General features: G+C 35.0%; 13 protein-coding genes. 8 read left to right on the top strand and 5 right to left on the bottom strand.

The window, feature by feature from the left end; translation table 11 throughout:
• Nucleotides 1-136 precede the first annotated feature (136 nt).
• Together G532_RS0100345 and G532_RS14485 are read right to left on the bottom strand one after the other, a co-directional pair.
• Nucleotides 137-1,021 carry a 3D domain-containing protein gene (locus tag G532_RS0100345; protein ID WP_027962981.1) on the bottom strand — a complete coding sequence of 295 codons (885 nt, stop codon included), beginning with the start codon at nt 1,019-1,021 and terminating at the stop codon, nt 137-139.
• Nucleotides 1,022-1,187: 166 nt separating this feature from the next.
• Entirely contained in the window at nt 1,188-2,243 is a 1,056-nt protein-coding gene (locus G532_RS14485) for an NAD(P)/FAD-dependent oxidoreductase (protein ID WP_035512380.1), read from the bottom strand.
• An 87-nt stretch (nt 2,244-2,330) separates the two neighbouring features.
• On the opposite strand from G532_RS14485, the gene G532_RS0100335 reads away from it, so the two are divergent.
• On the top strand, nt 2,331-3,062 hold the full coding sequence (locus G532_RS0100335; protein ID WP_051188997.1) for a TspO/MBR family protein: 732 nt from the start codon (nt 2,331-2,333) through the stop codon (nt 3,060-3,062).
• 62 nt (nt 3,063-3,124) lie between these two features.
• Here G532_RS0100335 and G532_RS0100330 read toward each other — a convergent pair whose 3' ends face one another.
• Nucleotides 3,125-4,105, bottom strand: a complete 981-nt coding sequence (locus tag G532_RS0100330; protein WP_027962979.1) for a ring-cleaving dioxygenase — start codon at nt 4,103-4,105, stop codon at nt 3,125-3,127.
• Between the two features lie 175 nt (nt 4,106-4,280).
• Between G532_RS0100330 and G532_RS0100325 the strand changes: the two genes are divergently transcribed.
• From G532_RS0100325 to G532_RS0100305, 5 genes are all read left to right on the top strand, one after another.
• Nucleotides 4,281-7,124, top strand: coding sequence for a chemotaxis protein CheB (locus tag G532_RS0100325; protein WP_027962978.1), 2,844 nt, complete (start codon nt 4,281-4,283; stop codon nt 7,122-7,124).
• Nucleotides 7,125-7,154: 30 nt separating this feature from the next.
• The gene (locus G532_RS0100320; protein ID WP_027962977.1) at nt 7,155-7,667 is read left to right on the top strand and encodes a PAS domain S-box protein; all 513 of its coding nucleotides are present in this window, start codon (nt 7,155-7,157) and stop codon (nt 7,665-7,667) included.
• Nucleotides 7,668-7,829: 162 nt separating this feature from the next.
• Complete coding sequence (locus tag G532_RS0100315) at nt 7,830-8,342, top strand: RNA polymerase sigma factor (RefSeq protein ID WP_027962976.1); 513 nt, start codon at nt 7,830-7,832, stop codon at nt 8,340-8,342.
• The gene (locus G532_RS15530) at nt 8,335-9,246 is read left to right on the top strand and encodes a hypothetical protein (RefSeq protein WP_027962975.1); all 912 of its coding nucleotides are present in this window, start codon (nt 8,335-8,337) and stop codon (nt 9,244-9,246) included. The genes G532_RS0100315 and G532_RS15530 overlap by 8 nt, the downstream gene beginning before the upstream one ends.
• A 201-nt stretch (nt 9,247-9,447) precedes the next feature.
• Complete coding sequence (locus tag G532_RS0100305) at nt 9,448-10,365, top strand: YncE family protein (RefSeq protein WP_027962974.1); 918 nt, start codon at nt 9,448-9,450, stop codon at nt 10,363-10,365.
• A 226-nt stretch (nt 10,366-10,591) separates the two neighbouring features.
• Here the strand turns inward: G532_RS0100305 and G532_RS0100295 are convergent, their stop codons facing one another.
• Both G532_RS0100295 and G532_RS0100290 read right to left on the bottom strand, forming a co-directional pair.
• Nucleotides 10,592-11,068, bottom strand: a complete 477-nt coding sequence (locus G532_RS0100295; RefSeq protein WP_027962973.1) for a hypothetical protein — start codon at nt 11,066-11,068, stop codon at nt 10,592-10,594.
• Nucleotides 11,061-12,500, bottom strand: a complete 1,440-nt coding sequence (locus G532_RS0100290; RefSeq protein ID WP_027962972.1) for a DUF4381 domain-containing protein — start codon at nt 12,498-12,500, stop codon at nt 11,061-11,063. The genes G532_RS0100295 and G532_RS0100290 overlap by 8 nt, the downstream gene beginning before the upstream one ends.
• Before the next feature lie 162 nt (nt 12,501-12,662).
• On the opposite strand from G532_RS0100290, the gene cydD reads away from it, so the two are divergent.
• Together cydD and cydC are read left to right on the top strand one after the other, a co-directional pair.
• Nucleotides 12,663-14,390: a thiol reductant ABC exporter subunit CydD gene (gene cydD, locus G532_RS0100285; RefSeq protein ID WP_027962971.1), complete on the top strand. Its 1,728-nt coding sequence runs from the start codon at nt 12,663-12,665 to the stop codon at nt 14,388-14,390.
• Nucleotides 14,387-16,084 carry a thiol reductant ABC exporter subunit CydC gene (gene cydC / locus G532_RS0100280; protein WP_027962970.1) on the top strand — a complete coding sequence of 566 codons (1,698 nt, stop codon included), beginning with the start codon at nt 14,387-14,389 and terminating at the stop codon, nt 16,082-16,084. The genes cydD and cydC overlap by 4 nt, the downstream gene beginning before the upstream one ends.
• Nucleotides 16,085-16,138: the final 54 nt, after the last annotated feature.

Below are 16,138 nucleotides of genomic sequence, written 5' to 3'. Positions count from 1 at the left end.
AGTATACCAAAAATCCATTCATCACATCATAATCTACTTTTACAAATTTATGTATAAGAAAAACCCCAGCTAGATTATACTATCTTAGCCGGGGTTCCCTAGTTCTTATTAAATTTTTATTCAATTTATAATTGAATTAATCTAAGATTGTAATTTGTACGTCACGTACGCCCCAGCTGAATGCTTCTTCTGTAGTTGGTACGTGTAAATCAATCTTGTTACCTTTAATTGCTCCACCAGTATCTGCAGCGATTGCTTCGCCATAACCTTCAACGTAAACTTTCGTGCCCAATGGAATAACATTTGGATCAACTGCAATTACTTTTGCGTTGCGGTCATTTCTTAAGTCAGTTCCATTAGCTGTGATTCCTGAACAACCTTCACATTCTGCAGTGTAAGCAGTTGCTGTTACAGTGAATGTTTCCCCTGCTGGTTCTTCAGAATTTGAAGTTTCGTTGCTTGCTTGCTGTGTGCTTTCGTTAGACTCGTTTGATTGTTCGCTAGATTCAGATTGACTAGCTTGTTCGTTCGATTGTTCGCTAGATTCTGATTGGCTAGCTTGTTCACTTGACTCTGATTGATTACTAGAGTTTGATTCGCTAGCTTGGTTTTGTTCTGTAGCTTGCTCATTTGATGATTGAGCTGGTTGCTCTGCGTTAGCAGCATTAACTGCTAATTCTTGTCCGACGATAATTAGGTCAGAATTTAAGCTATTCCATCCCATTAATTCATCTACAGAAACACCGTATTCATTTGCGATCGCCCATAAAGTATCTCCTGATTTAACTTCATGAACTTCTTTTGCTTCATCTATTGTTAGAACTTGTCCTGGTAAAATTAAGTTTGAGTCTAGTTCGTTCTTTTCCTTCAGTTCACTTACTGAAGTACTGAACTCTTCAGAGATGCCCCACAGCGTGTCTCCTGATTGTACTTGATAATCCTCTGCTGCTGCAGTCTGGTAAGTTGCACCTGCGCCGGCTATTAGAACGCCTGCTACAAGTGATGTGATTGATTTTTTCATCCGGCATTCCCTCCTTTTTATTTATGCCAAGCATAGCGTAACACAGAAAGAAGGGGGTTGTGGTTACAGTGAATTTAAGCGTGTTTTACAAAGGTTACAAATAAGCACTTATTTATTACAACTGTCACACAATTACTATAAGTAAGTAACTTATCAATCATTAATTTTACTGATACAGGGCCATTTCAGCTAGTTTTAATCCTAAATACGGGCCACTAGTCATTCCTGAAGAACCTAAACCATTACCAATAATAATATTTGGATTTGATGGTAGAACTTGCAGTACTGGTTCATTTAAACTAGAAGAAGGTCGAAATCCGACGCGTGTGTCTATCCACTTTGCTTCTTTTAAACCTGGGGCAAACTTAAATATAATTTTTAATAAATCTAATACACTTCCAGCTGATAGTTGTGGCTCAAAGTCATTATTAGGTAAATGCTCCGCACCGATTGCAATCCTTCCATTATCAAATCCGACAATATATTTATTATTAGGTAGCATAATAACTGGCCATTCACCTGAGAGGTGGTCTTTTCCTTGCAAATAAACGATTTGAGTTTTTGTAGAAGTGATTTCAAAAGGAAGAACATCTTTTTTTATTAACTGATGAATCCATGCCCCATTTGTAACAATGAGTTTATGGTATTCCACGGGAGCTCCATTAACATAGAGTTGATGTTCTCCATTCAGAATTGCCTCTCCTTGTCTTACGGTTGCACCATTCATTTTAGCTGCTCTAATAAGACTGTCTTTCAATGTCTCACCATGAACACGCCCTCCTCCTTCCACTTGTACTGCGCCCATTCGATCGCTCATAAAAGGAATTGTTTCTTGTACATCCTTTCCAGTTAAGACATTCACCTCACCAATTTCAGGAGCTTCTTCTCTCCGCCCTTTAACATCTGTAATCATTTTAGATAACTTACTTTCATCTTTATGTAAGTGTATGGAACTAACTTTTCTATATCCAATGTCGTTTATTCCTATTTGATGTAACTCTTGTTGTAAATCTTCATAGTAAGCTGCTCCTTTTTGAAGAATCGAATACACTTCTGGGTTATTTTTTTGAGATAACCAAGGACTAATAATCCCAGCTGCAGCACGAGTCGCTTCTCCAAAGTGAAACTGATCTATTAATGTTACATCGACACCTTTTTTACTTAATTGATAAGCTGTAGAGGCCCCTAGAACCCCTGCCCCAATGACAACGTATTGACTCATAAAGATCCTCCTTTCATGATAAATTCAACAGAAGATCATGTTCGTTTTATTAATATAAGGTAATATAATGACAAAGAGGTGAAAGTAATGCAATCAACTCAAAAATTAGCTATTTTCAATGTATTTGCTTTACTTATTGTATTATTTATTAACTATTTATCAAACTCCTTACCTTTAAACGGGCAGACTGCAGGAGATATTTCTGATCGATTAAATGTCTTATTCACTCCAGCTGGATATGTGTTTTCCATATGGGGCATTATTTACTTTTTATTAATTGTATGGATGATAGGACAATTTGTAAGTATAAATGCGAGTAACGTCATTCAAACGGTAGGACCATGGTTCATCATTAGCTGTCTATTCAATGTTAGCTGGCTTTTTGCATTTCATTTTGAATATTTTTCAACTTCTTTGCTGGTAATGATTTTATTATTATTTAGTTTAATCGTGATCTATCGTAAATTACAAAAACAAACCACTCCAAGAGCGTGGCAAATACCTTTTTCTGTTTACTTAGGATGGGTTTCTGTTGCTACAATTGTAAATGTAGGTGTTGTATTTGCATCTTATGGGCTTGAATTTTTCGGGACATCATCTATCATAACGACGATTATTTTGATATTCCTAGCAACAAGTCTAGCTGTCTGGTTCACTATTTCCAAAAAAGACATTATCTATCCCCTCGTATTTATTTGGGCGTTTATCGGTATTGCTGTTGAAAGAGTAGATTATACTTCCATTTTCTATACTGCCTGGGCAATGGTTATTGTGTTAAGCGCATTCGTATTAACTCAATTTGCAAGATGGATAAAATAGATTCTTATACTTTTACTACTATAAAAAGGCGCTTCTACATAATTGCAGAAGCGCCTTCTCTGTTACCTATATTGAGTTAAATCTTTTGTACTTCTTACTGTGTCGATTGCACGAACCTTCTTCTCAATTTGTTCTCTTTGTTCTTCAAGGAATGGTGGTAAAGAAAGACTTTCTCCAAGTGTTTCATACGGCTCATCTCCCATAAATCCTGGGCCGTCTGTGGCTAATTCAAACAAAATTCCTGCTCCAACTCTAGCATATAAAGATTGAAAGAAAAATCGATCTACAACTCCTGAGTTAGGAAGTCCAATTTGTTCATAGCGATTTAACCAGTTCTTTAATTGTTGTTCATCTGATACGCGAAATGCAGCGTGGTGAACGGTACCATACCCTTGTGAGCCGCTAGGTAATAATTTATTGTGTTCTACAATAATTTGAGCACCATTTCCACCTTCTCCAACTTCAAAAAGATGATTTGAATCCTTATGATCTATTTCAGTAAATACGTAAACTTTCTCTAAAACTTGTTTAAAATTATCAAAGTCTGCAATGCGAATATGCAGAGGACCTAGCCCCACAATTGCAAATTCTTCTGGGACAGGGCCTCCCTGCCATGGCTTACCCGCCTTCACACCAATATTGTTTTCGTCTGAAATCAATTGATATTGTTGTTCATCAAAATCAACAAAATTGATTACTTTCTTGCCAAACTGCTCCTCCACCCCAAAATGTTTTACTTCCATGCGCTCAAACCGGTCTTCCCAGTATGTTAACGCTTCATCGGATGGTACTCGAAATGCCGTTCGGTAAATTTCATTTGTTCCATGTTGTCCTTTAGGAATACCAGGGAAATCAAAGAATGTCATATCTGTGCCTGGGTTCCCTTCGTCATCTGCAAAAAATAAGTGATAAGTTTGAATATCATCTTGATTCACTGTTTTTTTAACTAGACGCATACCTAATACATAAGTGAAAAATTCATAGTTTTTTTCAGCACTACTTGTAATTGCTGTTACGTGGTGAATACCTTTTAAACCTTCCATATAAATACCTCCATTTCTCTATTTCATATTTTATCAATAATGAGGGGTATAAATGAAGTAAGACCTCTCTACTAATTTTATATGTAGTTTTTTTAGACGGTTTGTCCTTTTATATTTCTATTTAAGTCTAACTCTTGTAGAATGAAAGGAAAGTGTGGATGAAGAGGTGGAATATTTGAAAAATCAAGGTGAACAATATTATGTAGGTATTGGAGCTTCTGCCGGGGGGCTTGAGTCTTTAGAAGCATTCTTTAAATCAATGTCTGAAGAGTCAGGGCTTACTTTCATTATCGTTCAACATTTGTCCCCAGATTTCAAAAGTCATATGGATGAACTTTTAAGTCGGGATACAAATATGCAGATTCATGTAGCAGAAGACGGAATGGAAACTGCTCCGAATACGATTTATTTAATTCCCCCTCGTAAGAATCTGGAATTAAAAAATCATAAGTTATATTTATCTGAACAAGACGAACAAAAACATTTAAACCTTCCGATCGATTTATTTTTTCGTTCATTGGCGAAGGATCAAGAAAAAAATTCTATCGGAATCGTACTATCCGGCACTGGAAGCGATGGGACGCTCGGAGTACGTGCTATAAAAGAAGCAGGCGGCATGGTGATGTCAGAGGATGAATCTACTGCAAAATTTGACGGAATGCCAAAAAGCGCTATTGCAACAGGTTTGGTAGATTATATTCTTCCTCCACAACAAATGGGAGAAGAACTTTTAAATTTCATCAAACACCCTATTAAACCAGAACAACAACAAGATTTAGACAATGAAGATAGTATGGATGTGCTAACAAGAATAAGTATCATCATGAAAAATTACTGTGATATAGACTTTCAAAATTACAAAGAAACAACTCTCATGCGAAGGGTTCATCGTAGAGTTAAAATTAATCACCTTCAGAGTGTGAACGAATATGTAGAATACTTATCTAATTCTAATAAGGAAAAAGATATTCTAAAGCGAGAGTTATTTATTGGCGTAACTAGCTTTTTTAGAGATCAAGAAGCATATGAAAGTCTAGAAAAAAACGTCCTACCGAATATAGATTATACTAAGGATCAAATTCGAGTTTGGTCTGCTGGTTGTTCAACAGGAGAAGAAGTGTATTCCTTAGCTATTATGTTTCGTGAATATATGGAAAAAAACGGTATAAAAGCCGATATTAAACTTTTTGCTACAGATGTAGATGACCGTGCGTTAGCTGTTGCGGGCCAAGGGTTTTATCCAGAAAGTGTGATTTCAGATATAGAACCCCATCTCATAAGCAAATATTTTGTAAAAAAAGAAGATGGATATCAAGTTTCGAGTTCTATTAGAAAAATGGTCGTGTTTGCTAAACATAACATTTTAAATGACCCTCCTTTTTCAAGACTTGACTTGTTGACCTGTCGTAATCTATTCATCTATTTAAAGAATGATTACCAGCGTACGGTCCTCTCAAAGTTTTATTATTCATTAAATCCAAGCGGCTTTCTCTTTTTAGGTAGCAGTGAGTCCCTAGGTGAAATGTCTGAAGCATACGAGGTAGTAGATCAAAAGTGGAAAATATATAAATATAAAGAAGGTTTCCAACCTAAAATAAGTACACCAAATTTAATTGGAGATAAAAAGAGTATTGATAAAAAAGAAGAGCCACAGTTAGATGAACAATCTGTTAAATTGGAGAAATTATTATCTGAAGCTGTTTCAGAACTCCTCCCACCTTCTTTACTAATCGATAAAAATGATCAAATTATTCATGTGATTAATAACATGTCTCCTTATCTAGCTACTCAACCAGGCCAGTTTTCAAATAATTTCAACACAAACATGACTCGTGAACTAACTTTATTTGTTAATAACGTACTAAGACGATTAAAACAAGAAAAAGATGAGGTGAAGATAAGTAATGCTGCACCTCACAATAAAGCCGGTAAGTCTTTAACCCTCAAAGGAAATATAATTAATGTGTATAAACAGGATTACTATCTAGTAAGTTTTGAAGAAGAAGATGCTGCTGAATTTTCCAATGATTCCGATGAAGTGGATATGTCTGAAGAAATGAGAGAACGTGTAAAATATCTAGAATCTGAACTTCAGTCAGCTAGAGAAGGTTTGCAAGCTACTGTAGAAGAGCTAGAGACTTCTAATGAAGAGTTACAATCTTCTAATGAGGAATTAACTGCTTCAAATGAAGAACTTCAAAGTACGAATCAAGAATTACAATCTGTCAATGAAGAGTTATATACAGTAAACAGCGAATATCAAGATAAAATAGATGAATTAACAAAAGCCAACAATGATTTATACAATTTACTGAAAAATACGGAAGTTGGCGCCCTTTATTTAGATAGTAAATTGAAGATCCGAAAAATCACTCCTGTAATTACCGAAATCACAAATGTAATGGATTCAGATATGGGAAGGCCTATTTCTCACATTACTGTAATGAAGCGATACCCTGATCTATCTCAGGATATTCACAAGGTCCTGGAAGAGCTTGTAGAAGTGGAAAAAGAAATACGTAGTACCGATGACAGGTTCTGGTTAGTAAGGATCCGTCCTTATCGAACCGAGTATTATTCCGTAGAAGGAGTAATCGTTACATTTGTTGATATCTCTTCCTTAAAAGATGAACGTGAAAAAGCAAAAGAAGGAAAAGATAAATTATCTCAAGCAATGAGGATTAATCAGATGGTTTGGTGGGAATACAATATTCAAGAAGATCAACTTGAATTCTCTGTTAATCATGCAGAAGTGCTCGGCTTAAAGAAAAATCAACCACTTGGCATCGATGAAATTAAAGAAATCATTCATCCAGAAGATGTCGATCAGTTTACTACTTCTTTTAATCAATGTATTAAAGGAGAAGCAACTATGATTGATATCAACTACCGCCTTCAGCATGAAGATGGTCATTTCGTTTGGTATAGCAACCAAGGAGAGGCAATTGATCTAGACAAAAATCAGCGACCTACGAGGTTAGTAGGTACAGTAATGAATATTAATGATTATAAAGATTAATTTAACATCACGTTTAAGGGAGAGGGACAGATGGATAATATTGATCAGGTTGTCGAGGAATTACTAAAAGAAGAAGAACAAAAAGATCATGAAAACAGTACGAAGAAAGAACTAATTGCGAAGCTTTCTACGTATCATGAAGAACTGAAAATGCAAAATGATGAGTTAAAGCAATATATCACGAACTTAATTTCTATGAAAGAAAGGTACGAAAATATTTTCTATGAATCACCAATTGCCTATTTAATTTTAGATAAAGACTTTAAAATCAAGGACCACAATCAAACTGCTGTAGACTTATTGGCCGCTGATGAAATTAACGGCAGACCCTTTAGCCACTTTGTAACAAAAGATAGTCAGGATGAGTTATATTTCCATAATCAACGTTTGATTAAAGGTGACCCATCAAATGATTGTGAAATAAAATTAAATTATGACGATCATGAAAAAGACGTGAAGATATTCGGTAAACAGTTATTTAACGAAAATGAAGCTGATTTCCAATACCAATTTGCTATTATTGATAAGGCGAAAGATTATTAAATAAAACAATGGAGTTTGCAGATCCCCCCTGCGAACTTTTTTATTTTATAATGTTTCTATCTTTACGTTTACTCTTACATATGGAAAGGTAACTTAATTAGTGACACATATTTTTAAGGTCTTCGTCTACTTAATGAATATTCGTTGCGGAGGAAATAAGACATGTCTAGAACCAAAATCATTTCCGACTGGTACAAACAGTATAACCATGATGTATATAATTTCTTAATATATTATACAGGGAGAAACGACCCAGAAGACCTTGTGCAAGAAGTATTTATCAAAGCACTTAAAGGGATAAAACGCTTTGATGGAAAATCAAGTCCAAAAACATGGCTATTTAGTATTGCCAGAAATGTGGCGATTGATGAAGCCAGAAAACGAAAACGTAAAGCAGCGGATCAAGCTGTACCGATAGATGACCATTATGAAATCGGACATATCGACACACCGGAATCAATTTTTCAAAAAGATGAAGAAAAACAAGAATTATATAATCTAATATGCACATTAAAGAAAAGTTACCAAGAAGTTATTATGTTACGTGCCATTCAAGATCTATCAGTAGATGAAACTGCAAGTGTATTAAACTGGTCGAATCAAAAAGTTCGTACAACTTATTCCAGAGCTCTGAAGGCATTAAAAGAAGCTCAAGGAGGAAAGCAAGATGAGTAACTATCATGAGGAAGATTTAGAAAATAAATTAAAAGAGTTCCCTAAGAAAGAAATGAATACTCAAAAGGCTCAAGAAATTCACCAGAATTTAATGCATACTGCAAACAAAATGGACAAAAGGGAACAAAAGGTTCGCAAGTTCAGACAAGTTGCAATCGGTTTATCTAGTGCTGCTGCTGTATTCTTAATTGGCTTCATTTTCTTTTTGAATATAGGAGATGATTATAACTTCGAAGAGTCTCATGATCAAAATATTACAACAGAAGAATCCCAAGAAGAGAGTTCTGACAGCCAGACGGAATCGAGTGATGGTGACTTTTCTGAAGACGCAGATGAAGAATCTGAGTCTAATGATCCCGCTAGAGAAGATGGCGCAGAAAGTTCAACGACGGATGACATGGGAGATCAAGACACACAAACAATTGTCCAAGAGCAGGCTAATGAGGTCATTCAAGCTCTTGCTGAAGAAGATTTCGAAGTATTAGCAGGTTTTGTCCATGAACAACAAGGACTACTCTTCTCCCCTTATGTAAACCTATCTGACGACGATTTAGTTTTCAGTGCTGAAGAAGTTCGAGATTTTAATGTAGATGACACGGTGTACGAATGGGGAGTTGAGGATGGGAGTGGCTTCCCAATTGAACTTACTCCAGCTGAGTTTATCCAAGAACACATTTATCAACGTGACTATCATAATGCCGATGAAATAACTTATAATGATTTTGAAAGTCGAGGTACAATGGAAAATAATCTAGAGGAATTTTTTACAGAACCAGAAGTAATTGAATTCTATGTGGCAGGTGAATCAGATTTTGAATGGAATAGCCTCTATGTTGTTTTTGAAGAATCCGAAGATGGTAGTTATCGTCTCGTTGCTTTAGTCAATGATGAATGGGCAACTTAAACACAAATAAAATACCAAAAGATCTGAGCGTGATATTGCTGCTCAGATCTTTTGGTATTTTAGAGCACATAATTTAAACGGATACTTATCATCCCATTTACATCCGTGGCAAATGCTTCGAAAGCCGAACCGTAATGTTATCGTTTAATTTTTCAAAATGTTAAAATGATTCTGAGATACATTATTAGGAGGATTGAATTTATGGAAAATTATTTGATTGTATTAAACAAAGATGAAGATACGATTTCTATTGTTGACTTAGCTCAAGAAAAAACAATTAAAACAATTGCAACATCTCATAATCCCCATGAAGTCATTGTTACGAAAGATAACAAAAAAGCGTATATTGCATGTTCATTAGGAAATAAGCTAGATGTATTAGATATTGAGACATTTGAAATTACTAACACAATCGAACACCCTGAATTTGAATTTCCTCATGGCGTGGATCTAACCAAAGATGGAAAGAAACTTTATCTTGCTTCTACTTTTAGTAGCAAAATTTTCATTATAAATACCGAAACGGATGAAATTGAAAAAATCATACCAACCCACCAGAATCATTCGCATATGATTGCTTTTTCTCCAAACGGAAAAACTGTTTACATCCCTAATATTGGTAGCCATAATGTGACTGAATTTGATGTGGAGAAAGAGAAAGTTGTCACTCACTTCCCTGTAGGAAGAGGCCCTGAAGGATTAGCTGTCCATCCAGATGGGAAGCATATTTATGTAGCAAACCAAGAAGATAATACACTCTATGTCATTGATCAAGAGAATTATGAAACTCTATTTAAAAGACGCATAGGTGACCTTCCTGTTCGATTAGTATTTTCTCCAGACGGGAAATATGCGCTCATAGCAAATCGTCACTCACATGACGTATCTGTCATCCAAACCGATCAATATGTAAATAACCAAACACGTCCTTGGGAGATTAAACGTATTCCTGTAGGTCGCTGGGCTGGTGGAATTGTATTTAATTCTAAAGGTACCCAAGCATATGTTGCTAATAACAAAACGAATGACATTTCAGTACTAGATATGTCTACTTTAAAAGAAGTTTCTAGGATCGAAGTTGGCATTCATCCAGATGGCATTGCTTATTTACAAAAATAAAGGGGTATGTCTATGTCTAAAAATATATGGATGGGAGTTCTAATTTTTTTCACTGCACTAATGGCAGTTGTCCATCGTTGGAACGGAAGTCTGCTTACGTTTATTATTGCGCTGTTTTTAGTAATCATTACGCTTGCAATAATTCTGGCGGACTCGTATAAAAGAAAAAATAATAAGAATTAACTAATTTATATTATTTAAAAAAGCGACATGCTCTCACATGTCGCTACTCTGGTCTTTCTACTTTCTGCTCGAAAGTGGTTTCCTCTATTCGATTGTCATTTCCTTCTATAAAGGACTCTTTAACTAGTCTAATCCCTGCTTCTTCTAAATGGAGTTCTACCTTTCCAGAAGATCCGAATCGGTCAGAATTATATTCAAATACTCCTAATCCTTCTTCTTCTATTCTTAAATCTCCAATTAAAGATTCAACTCGATCCCCTCTCGAATCAATTAAATCATATTGAACTTTATACTCGTTTTCATCAGTTGTAGATATTTCCATAATTTCATATGGCTCATTTTCATTCTTATAATTAGACCACCAACCGAAATATTGGTCCATGGCTTCGGATTCCTCATAATGGAAATCTGTTAACCCTTCTTCGAAAGTAACATCAGAAGAATCCCTTTCTTCCCCTTCATCTTGGCAACCCGCAAGTAATATGAATGCAAAAACAAAGATAAATAATAATTTACTCATGATAATTACCTTCAAATGCTCTTTGTTCTTCATCTAACAACTTATTTAGTTGTTGTTTCTGAGCCTGAATTTCTTGATACGATTGATAAATTTCTTCGCTTAATTTCTTTTCTGTTTCTAATACTTGAGCGTATAATTCTTTTTTAAGATTATTCCTTAATTGATCCGTTTCATAGATCGCATTTAAGATGGATTGTAACTGATCTTTTATTTCTGGTGAATCAACCATATAATTACTATAAAAACTCATAATTTGTTTATACTGTAGCTCTATTTCATAGCGATTATTAGCAGGTTGAAAAGAAAATTGCTCTTGTAAGTCCCATATAGTGCGATGTTTCTTTGTGAACCAACTCTTTGCTTCTTGATATAATACATCCCTGTAGCTAGGAAATAAAGATTGCTTTACATAACCAGTCTGATAATCGCGGTCTAACTGGGATTCAAGATCTTTAAATTTACCTTCTAAATCCTTTAGTAAATGAATTGTTTTTTCCACAAGTTCGTGTTGTCTATCGTAAATGCTTGACTTTTCTTCTTCGAAACGAAGCTGATAACTCGATTGTAACTGGATAAAAGACTCATTTAATTGCTCATTGAACCTATAAACATGATCCCTTAATTCTTGTTCTATTTGTATATATAAAGCTTCCATGGATTCAGATTGCTTTACTACTTTTGATAACGCATGTTGATTAGGATGTAACGCTTGGTCCGTTGATGGTTTTGATTTAAACGATTTTTTCATTTTTCCTACTGCTTTCTGGAAAAAACCTTTCCACTTATCACGAGTTTTATTACTAGTGTCCTCTACTTCATGAGGTTTCGTTTCTGTTTCTGATTCCGTCTCCTCTACTTCATTGTATTCTGGAACACCTTTTAACAATAACTGAGCAAGTTTCGAACCATGTTGGTCCTTCTCAAGCAACCACCTTTCCCCATTAACATAAACGGTTATGTCTTTGGAAAGATCTTGGTCTTTTACACTTACTTGATCGTACATGCGTTCAAGTATTTCTAAAGCAACAAGACGAATATCTTTGATTTCAAAGTAACCAATCCAATTTTCTAGCTGATCTATTTGTAAACTGTTATGATACTTATCACTTATATAGTTCATTAACATATCAACTTTTTCCACTTCTGATACAAAAGCGAATTCGATGGATTCAATATAATCTTTATCCATTTGATTAAGCTCATCTACGGTTCGCATAGGTTGTGTTGACTCAAACATATTAGCAGAGTCTGAAGAAGCGTTCGCTTTATTTTCGCGAATCCCTTCAAAGATCTGCGGATTCCATTTCAGTTCATAACTACTAGGAAGCAGTCTCTTTGCGTTTTTTCGATATCGCTTCACTCTCTGGTTTCGCCACATGAAATAACTTATGAAGACAATTACCCCAATTATTAATGCAACAATCCATTCCATTACTTTCACCCTCTTGCCAGTATTTCTGCTAAGTATATTCTAACATCTAAAACCAGTAATAGTGAGAATTTCTGAAAGATATTTGACGAAAAAGCTGTACACACGAAGTAATTCTATAAAAAGTGATACACTAGGAGTATCTTGTCCTTAGGAGGGTCGTCTGTGAAATTACTTAGGCAACTGCTTCAGTTAGAAAAAAAATCATTAATCTCTTTAACACTACTACATATATTGCTCGGAGCAACAATGGTTGTCCAAGCTTATTTTACGGTTTCTGTGATTTATCAAGTATTCCTCCAACAGGCACCTTTCGAAGCAATCGTACCTGATTTTTTGTATTTGCTTCTAGCGATTACTGTAAGATCTCTATCCTTATATGTAAGTGGCAGAATTGGTATAAGAATATCAACTAAAGCTAAAAAATCTGTCAGACATCGTTTGTTAAACCACTACATGAAACAACCTTTTATTCAATCTAATTCAGAACAAACCGGAAAAAAATTAGCCGTATACATGGATGTCGTTGACCGGTTGGATCCTTACTTTGTTCAATATATACCCAAATTGATTCAATTAATAACTGTTCCACTTGTTATTCTTGCAGTTGTATTTACTCAAAGTATATATTCCGGCCTTATATTATTGATTACAGCACCTTTTATTCCATTTTTTATGGCTATTATCGGAATGAAAACGAAGGAACAATCTGAGAAGCAATTAAATGAACTAGAAAAGTTCTCAGGACAGTTTGTGGAATCACTCCAAGGCTTAACTGATTTAAAATTATTAGGTAAAAGTAATTTAGAAGAAGATAAAATTGCAACTCATAGTAATCGTTTTCGCGATGCGACGATGCGTGTATTAGCGGTCGCATTTACTTCTGCCTTTATGATGGAATTTATCTCTATGTTGGGAATGGGATTAATCGCTTTAGAATTATCGCTTCGATTAATCATTTTTGGTGACGTCAGCTTTATGACTGCCTTTTTTGTACTATTATTAGCCCCTGAATTTTACGTATCATTGAAAGAGTTCAGCTCTGCCTTTCACTCTGGGAGGGAAAGTATAACCGGGGCGAAACGACTCGAACATGAATTACAAAATGACCAAAAACAAATTGAGTGGGGAACAAAACCTATTGAAAATAAACCTCTACAAATTAAAACAGAAAATTTATCTTTCCATTATGAGGATGAACGCTTTCAGTTAAATAATTTAAATATGGAAGTTAAAGCTCGAGAACACATAACCATTGTTGGAGCTAGTGGCTCAGGAAAAACAACTCTACTGCATTTGCTATCGGGCATGATTTCGCCTACTAGTGGAAAGGTTCTTATTAACAATATACAGTTGAACGACTACAAGGCTTCTGAATGGTTTTCAAATATCAGCTACATTTCCCAGCAAGCTTATATTTTCACAGGAACGATTAAAGAAAATATTTCTTTTGACCAAGCGCATAGTATCTCTGAAACTAAATTACAGGATTCCATCGACCAAGCTGGATTGAAAGATTTCATTGAAAGCCTTCCTGAAGGATTAAATACTGTCATTGGGGATGGAGGCCGTGGAATTTCTGGTGGTGAAAAACAGCGTATATTAATCGCAAGAGCTATTTTTAAACAAGCAAAACTAATCTTTTTTGATGAACCTACAGAAGGACTGGACGTTAAAACGGAAAAAACAATCCAAACATCTCTTAAACACTTTCAAGCAAACGCTACAATAATCTCTGTAGCGCACCGGAGACAAACAATATTAGAGGCAGATCGCATTATCATGTTAAAAGAAGGAAAAATCGTTGCTAATGGGAAACACGACTCTTTATTGAATGCTTCTCAGGAATATAAGGCTTTATTTGATCAGAATGAGGCAGGTGATCAATCATGAACGAACTAAGACAAGTTACTGCTTTACTATTAAAAGACAGGCGTGATGTTTTACTTTCTATTCTATTTGGATTTATTGCTGGAATAGCTGCCGTCGGACTATTTGCCGCAAGTGGCTATCTAATTTCACAAGCTGCTTTAAGTGTCCCTATATACACCTTGACGATCGTTATTGCACTCGTAAAATTATTAGGTTTTACTAGAGCTTTTTCACGTTATGGGGAAAGATACTTTTCCCACCGAGCAACATTTAATATGCTAAGCAGAATAAGAATTAATTATTTTAAAAAATTACAACAAAAATCACCTTCAGAGATCAATCACTTAAGAACAGGCGATGTAATGTCGAGAATGGTAAATGATGTAGAATCTTTACAAACTTATTTTCTTAGAGTATTTTATCCACCGATTGTACTTGTATTAATTTTCCTTTCCACAATTTTATTTACAAGTTATTTTTCTATATATATCGCGTTAGTTTTAGTTAGCGGTCTTCTCGTTACAAGTCTTCTATTACCATTAAGCTTGTATATTTTTAGAAAGAAGAACAATAGCTCCTCGCAACGAAAACGAAGTGATTTAAATGCTCAAGTTGGCGAAGTTTTGTTTGGATTACGTGACCTTCAAATCCATCAGCAGTTAAATGATCGTAAAGAAAAGATAAAGCATATTCGTAAAGATTACCATGCATTACAAGAAAAAGAACAATTAAGTAAGCTCGCTCATAACAGTATGCATGGATTTTTTAGTTTATTTACAGCTTGGACTGTTTTGTTAGTCGGCGGAGCATTAGTAAGTATGGATCAATTAAATCCCGTATTTTTAGCGATGTTTATGTTAATTACTTTAACAGTTTTCGAAAATACTACGGCCATGACAGACTTCTCAGACCATTTAAAAGAAAACAAAGAGTCAGCGAATAGAATCTTTGATGAACAAACTAATTACATGCCTCAGAGTAAAGTTAAGTTAGATCATCCAATTCAAACAATCCGCTTCGAACAGGTGAATTTTACTTACTCTAATGAAGACCGTGCAGTTTTAGAAGATATCTCATTTGAAATCAACCCCGGAACAAAAACTGCTATTGTAGGTGCAAGTGGCTCAGGTAAATCCACTATCCTTCAGTTATTACTACAGTTAGAGCACCCTGATAAAGGGGCTATTTATATAAATAACTTTAACGCGAAGGATATAGCTGAAGAGTCAATCTGGAATAATACCAATGTGTTACTTCAAGATCAATACTTCCAAACAGGTACAATTAAGGATAATTTACGTTTAGGAGATATGGAACAAGATAATGAGATGCAGGAAGTGTTAAATAAAGTTGGTCTAGAATACCTTACTTTAAATGATGAATTAGAGGAACGAGCGATGAATTTATCCGGGGGAGAACGCCAACGATTAGCTATTGCAAGGATATTACCTAAGAAAGCATCTCTATGGTTATTAGATGAACCAACCGTTTCTTTAGACGCTGAAAATGCTAATAATATTATGAAGTTATTTAAGAAACGTGCAGAAAATGCATCGATGATCATAATTAGCCATCAACTGACAGGGTTAGAAAGTATGGATCAGATTCTTGTAATGGAAGATGGAAAACTAATAGAGGTTGGAGATTATCAAACATTAATGCAAAATCGAGGATTATTTTATGAAATGAAACAAGTAGAATCAAATTTAATATAACCAAATCTTTTATATAGCAATACAGTGATCTATTTAGATAATAAAGGTGGCCTT

It is taken from the genome of Halalkalibacillus halophilus DSM 18494 (genome assembly GCF_000423105.1).
Taxonomy (GTDB): domain Bacteria; phylum Bacillota; class Bacilli; order Bacillales; family Alkalibacillaceae; genus Halalkalibacillus; species Halalkalibacillus halophilus.
The sequence above is the reverse complement of the archived record's forward strand: the minus strand, read 5'-3'. Positions and strand labels throughout refer to the sequence as shown.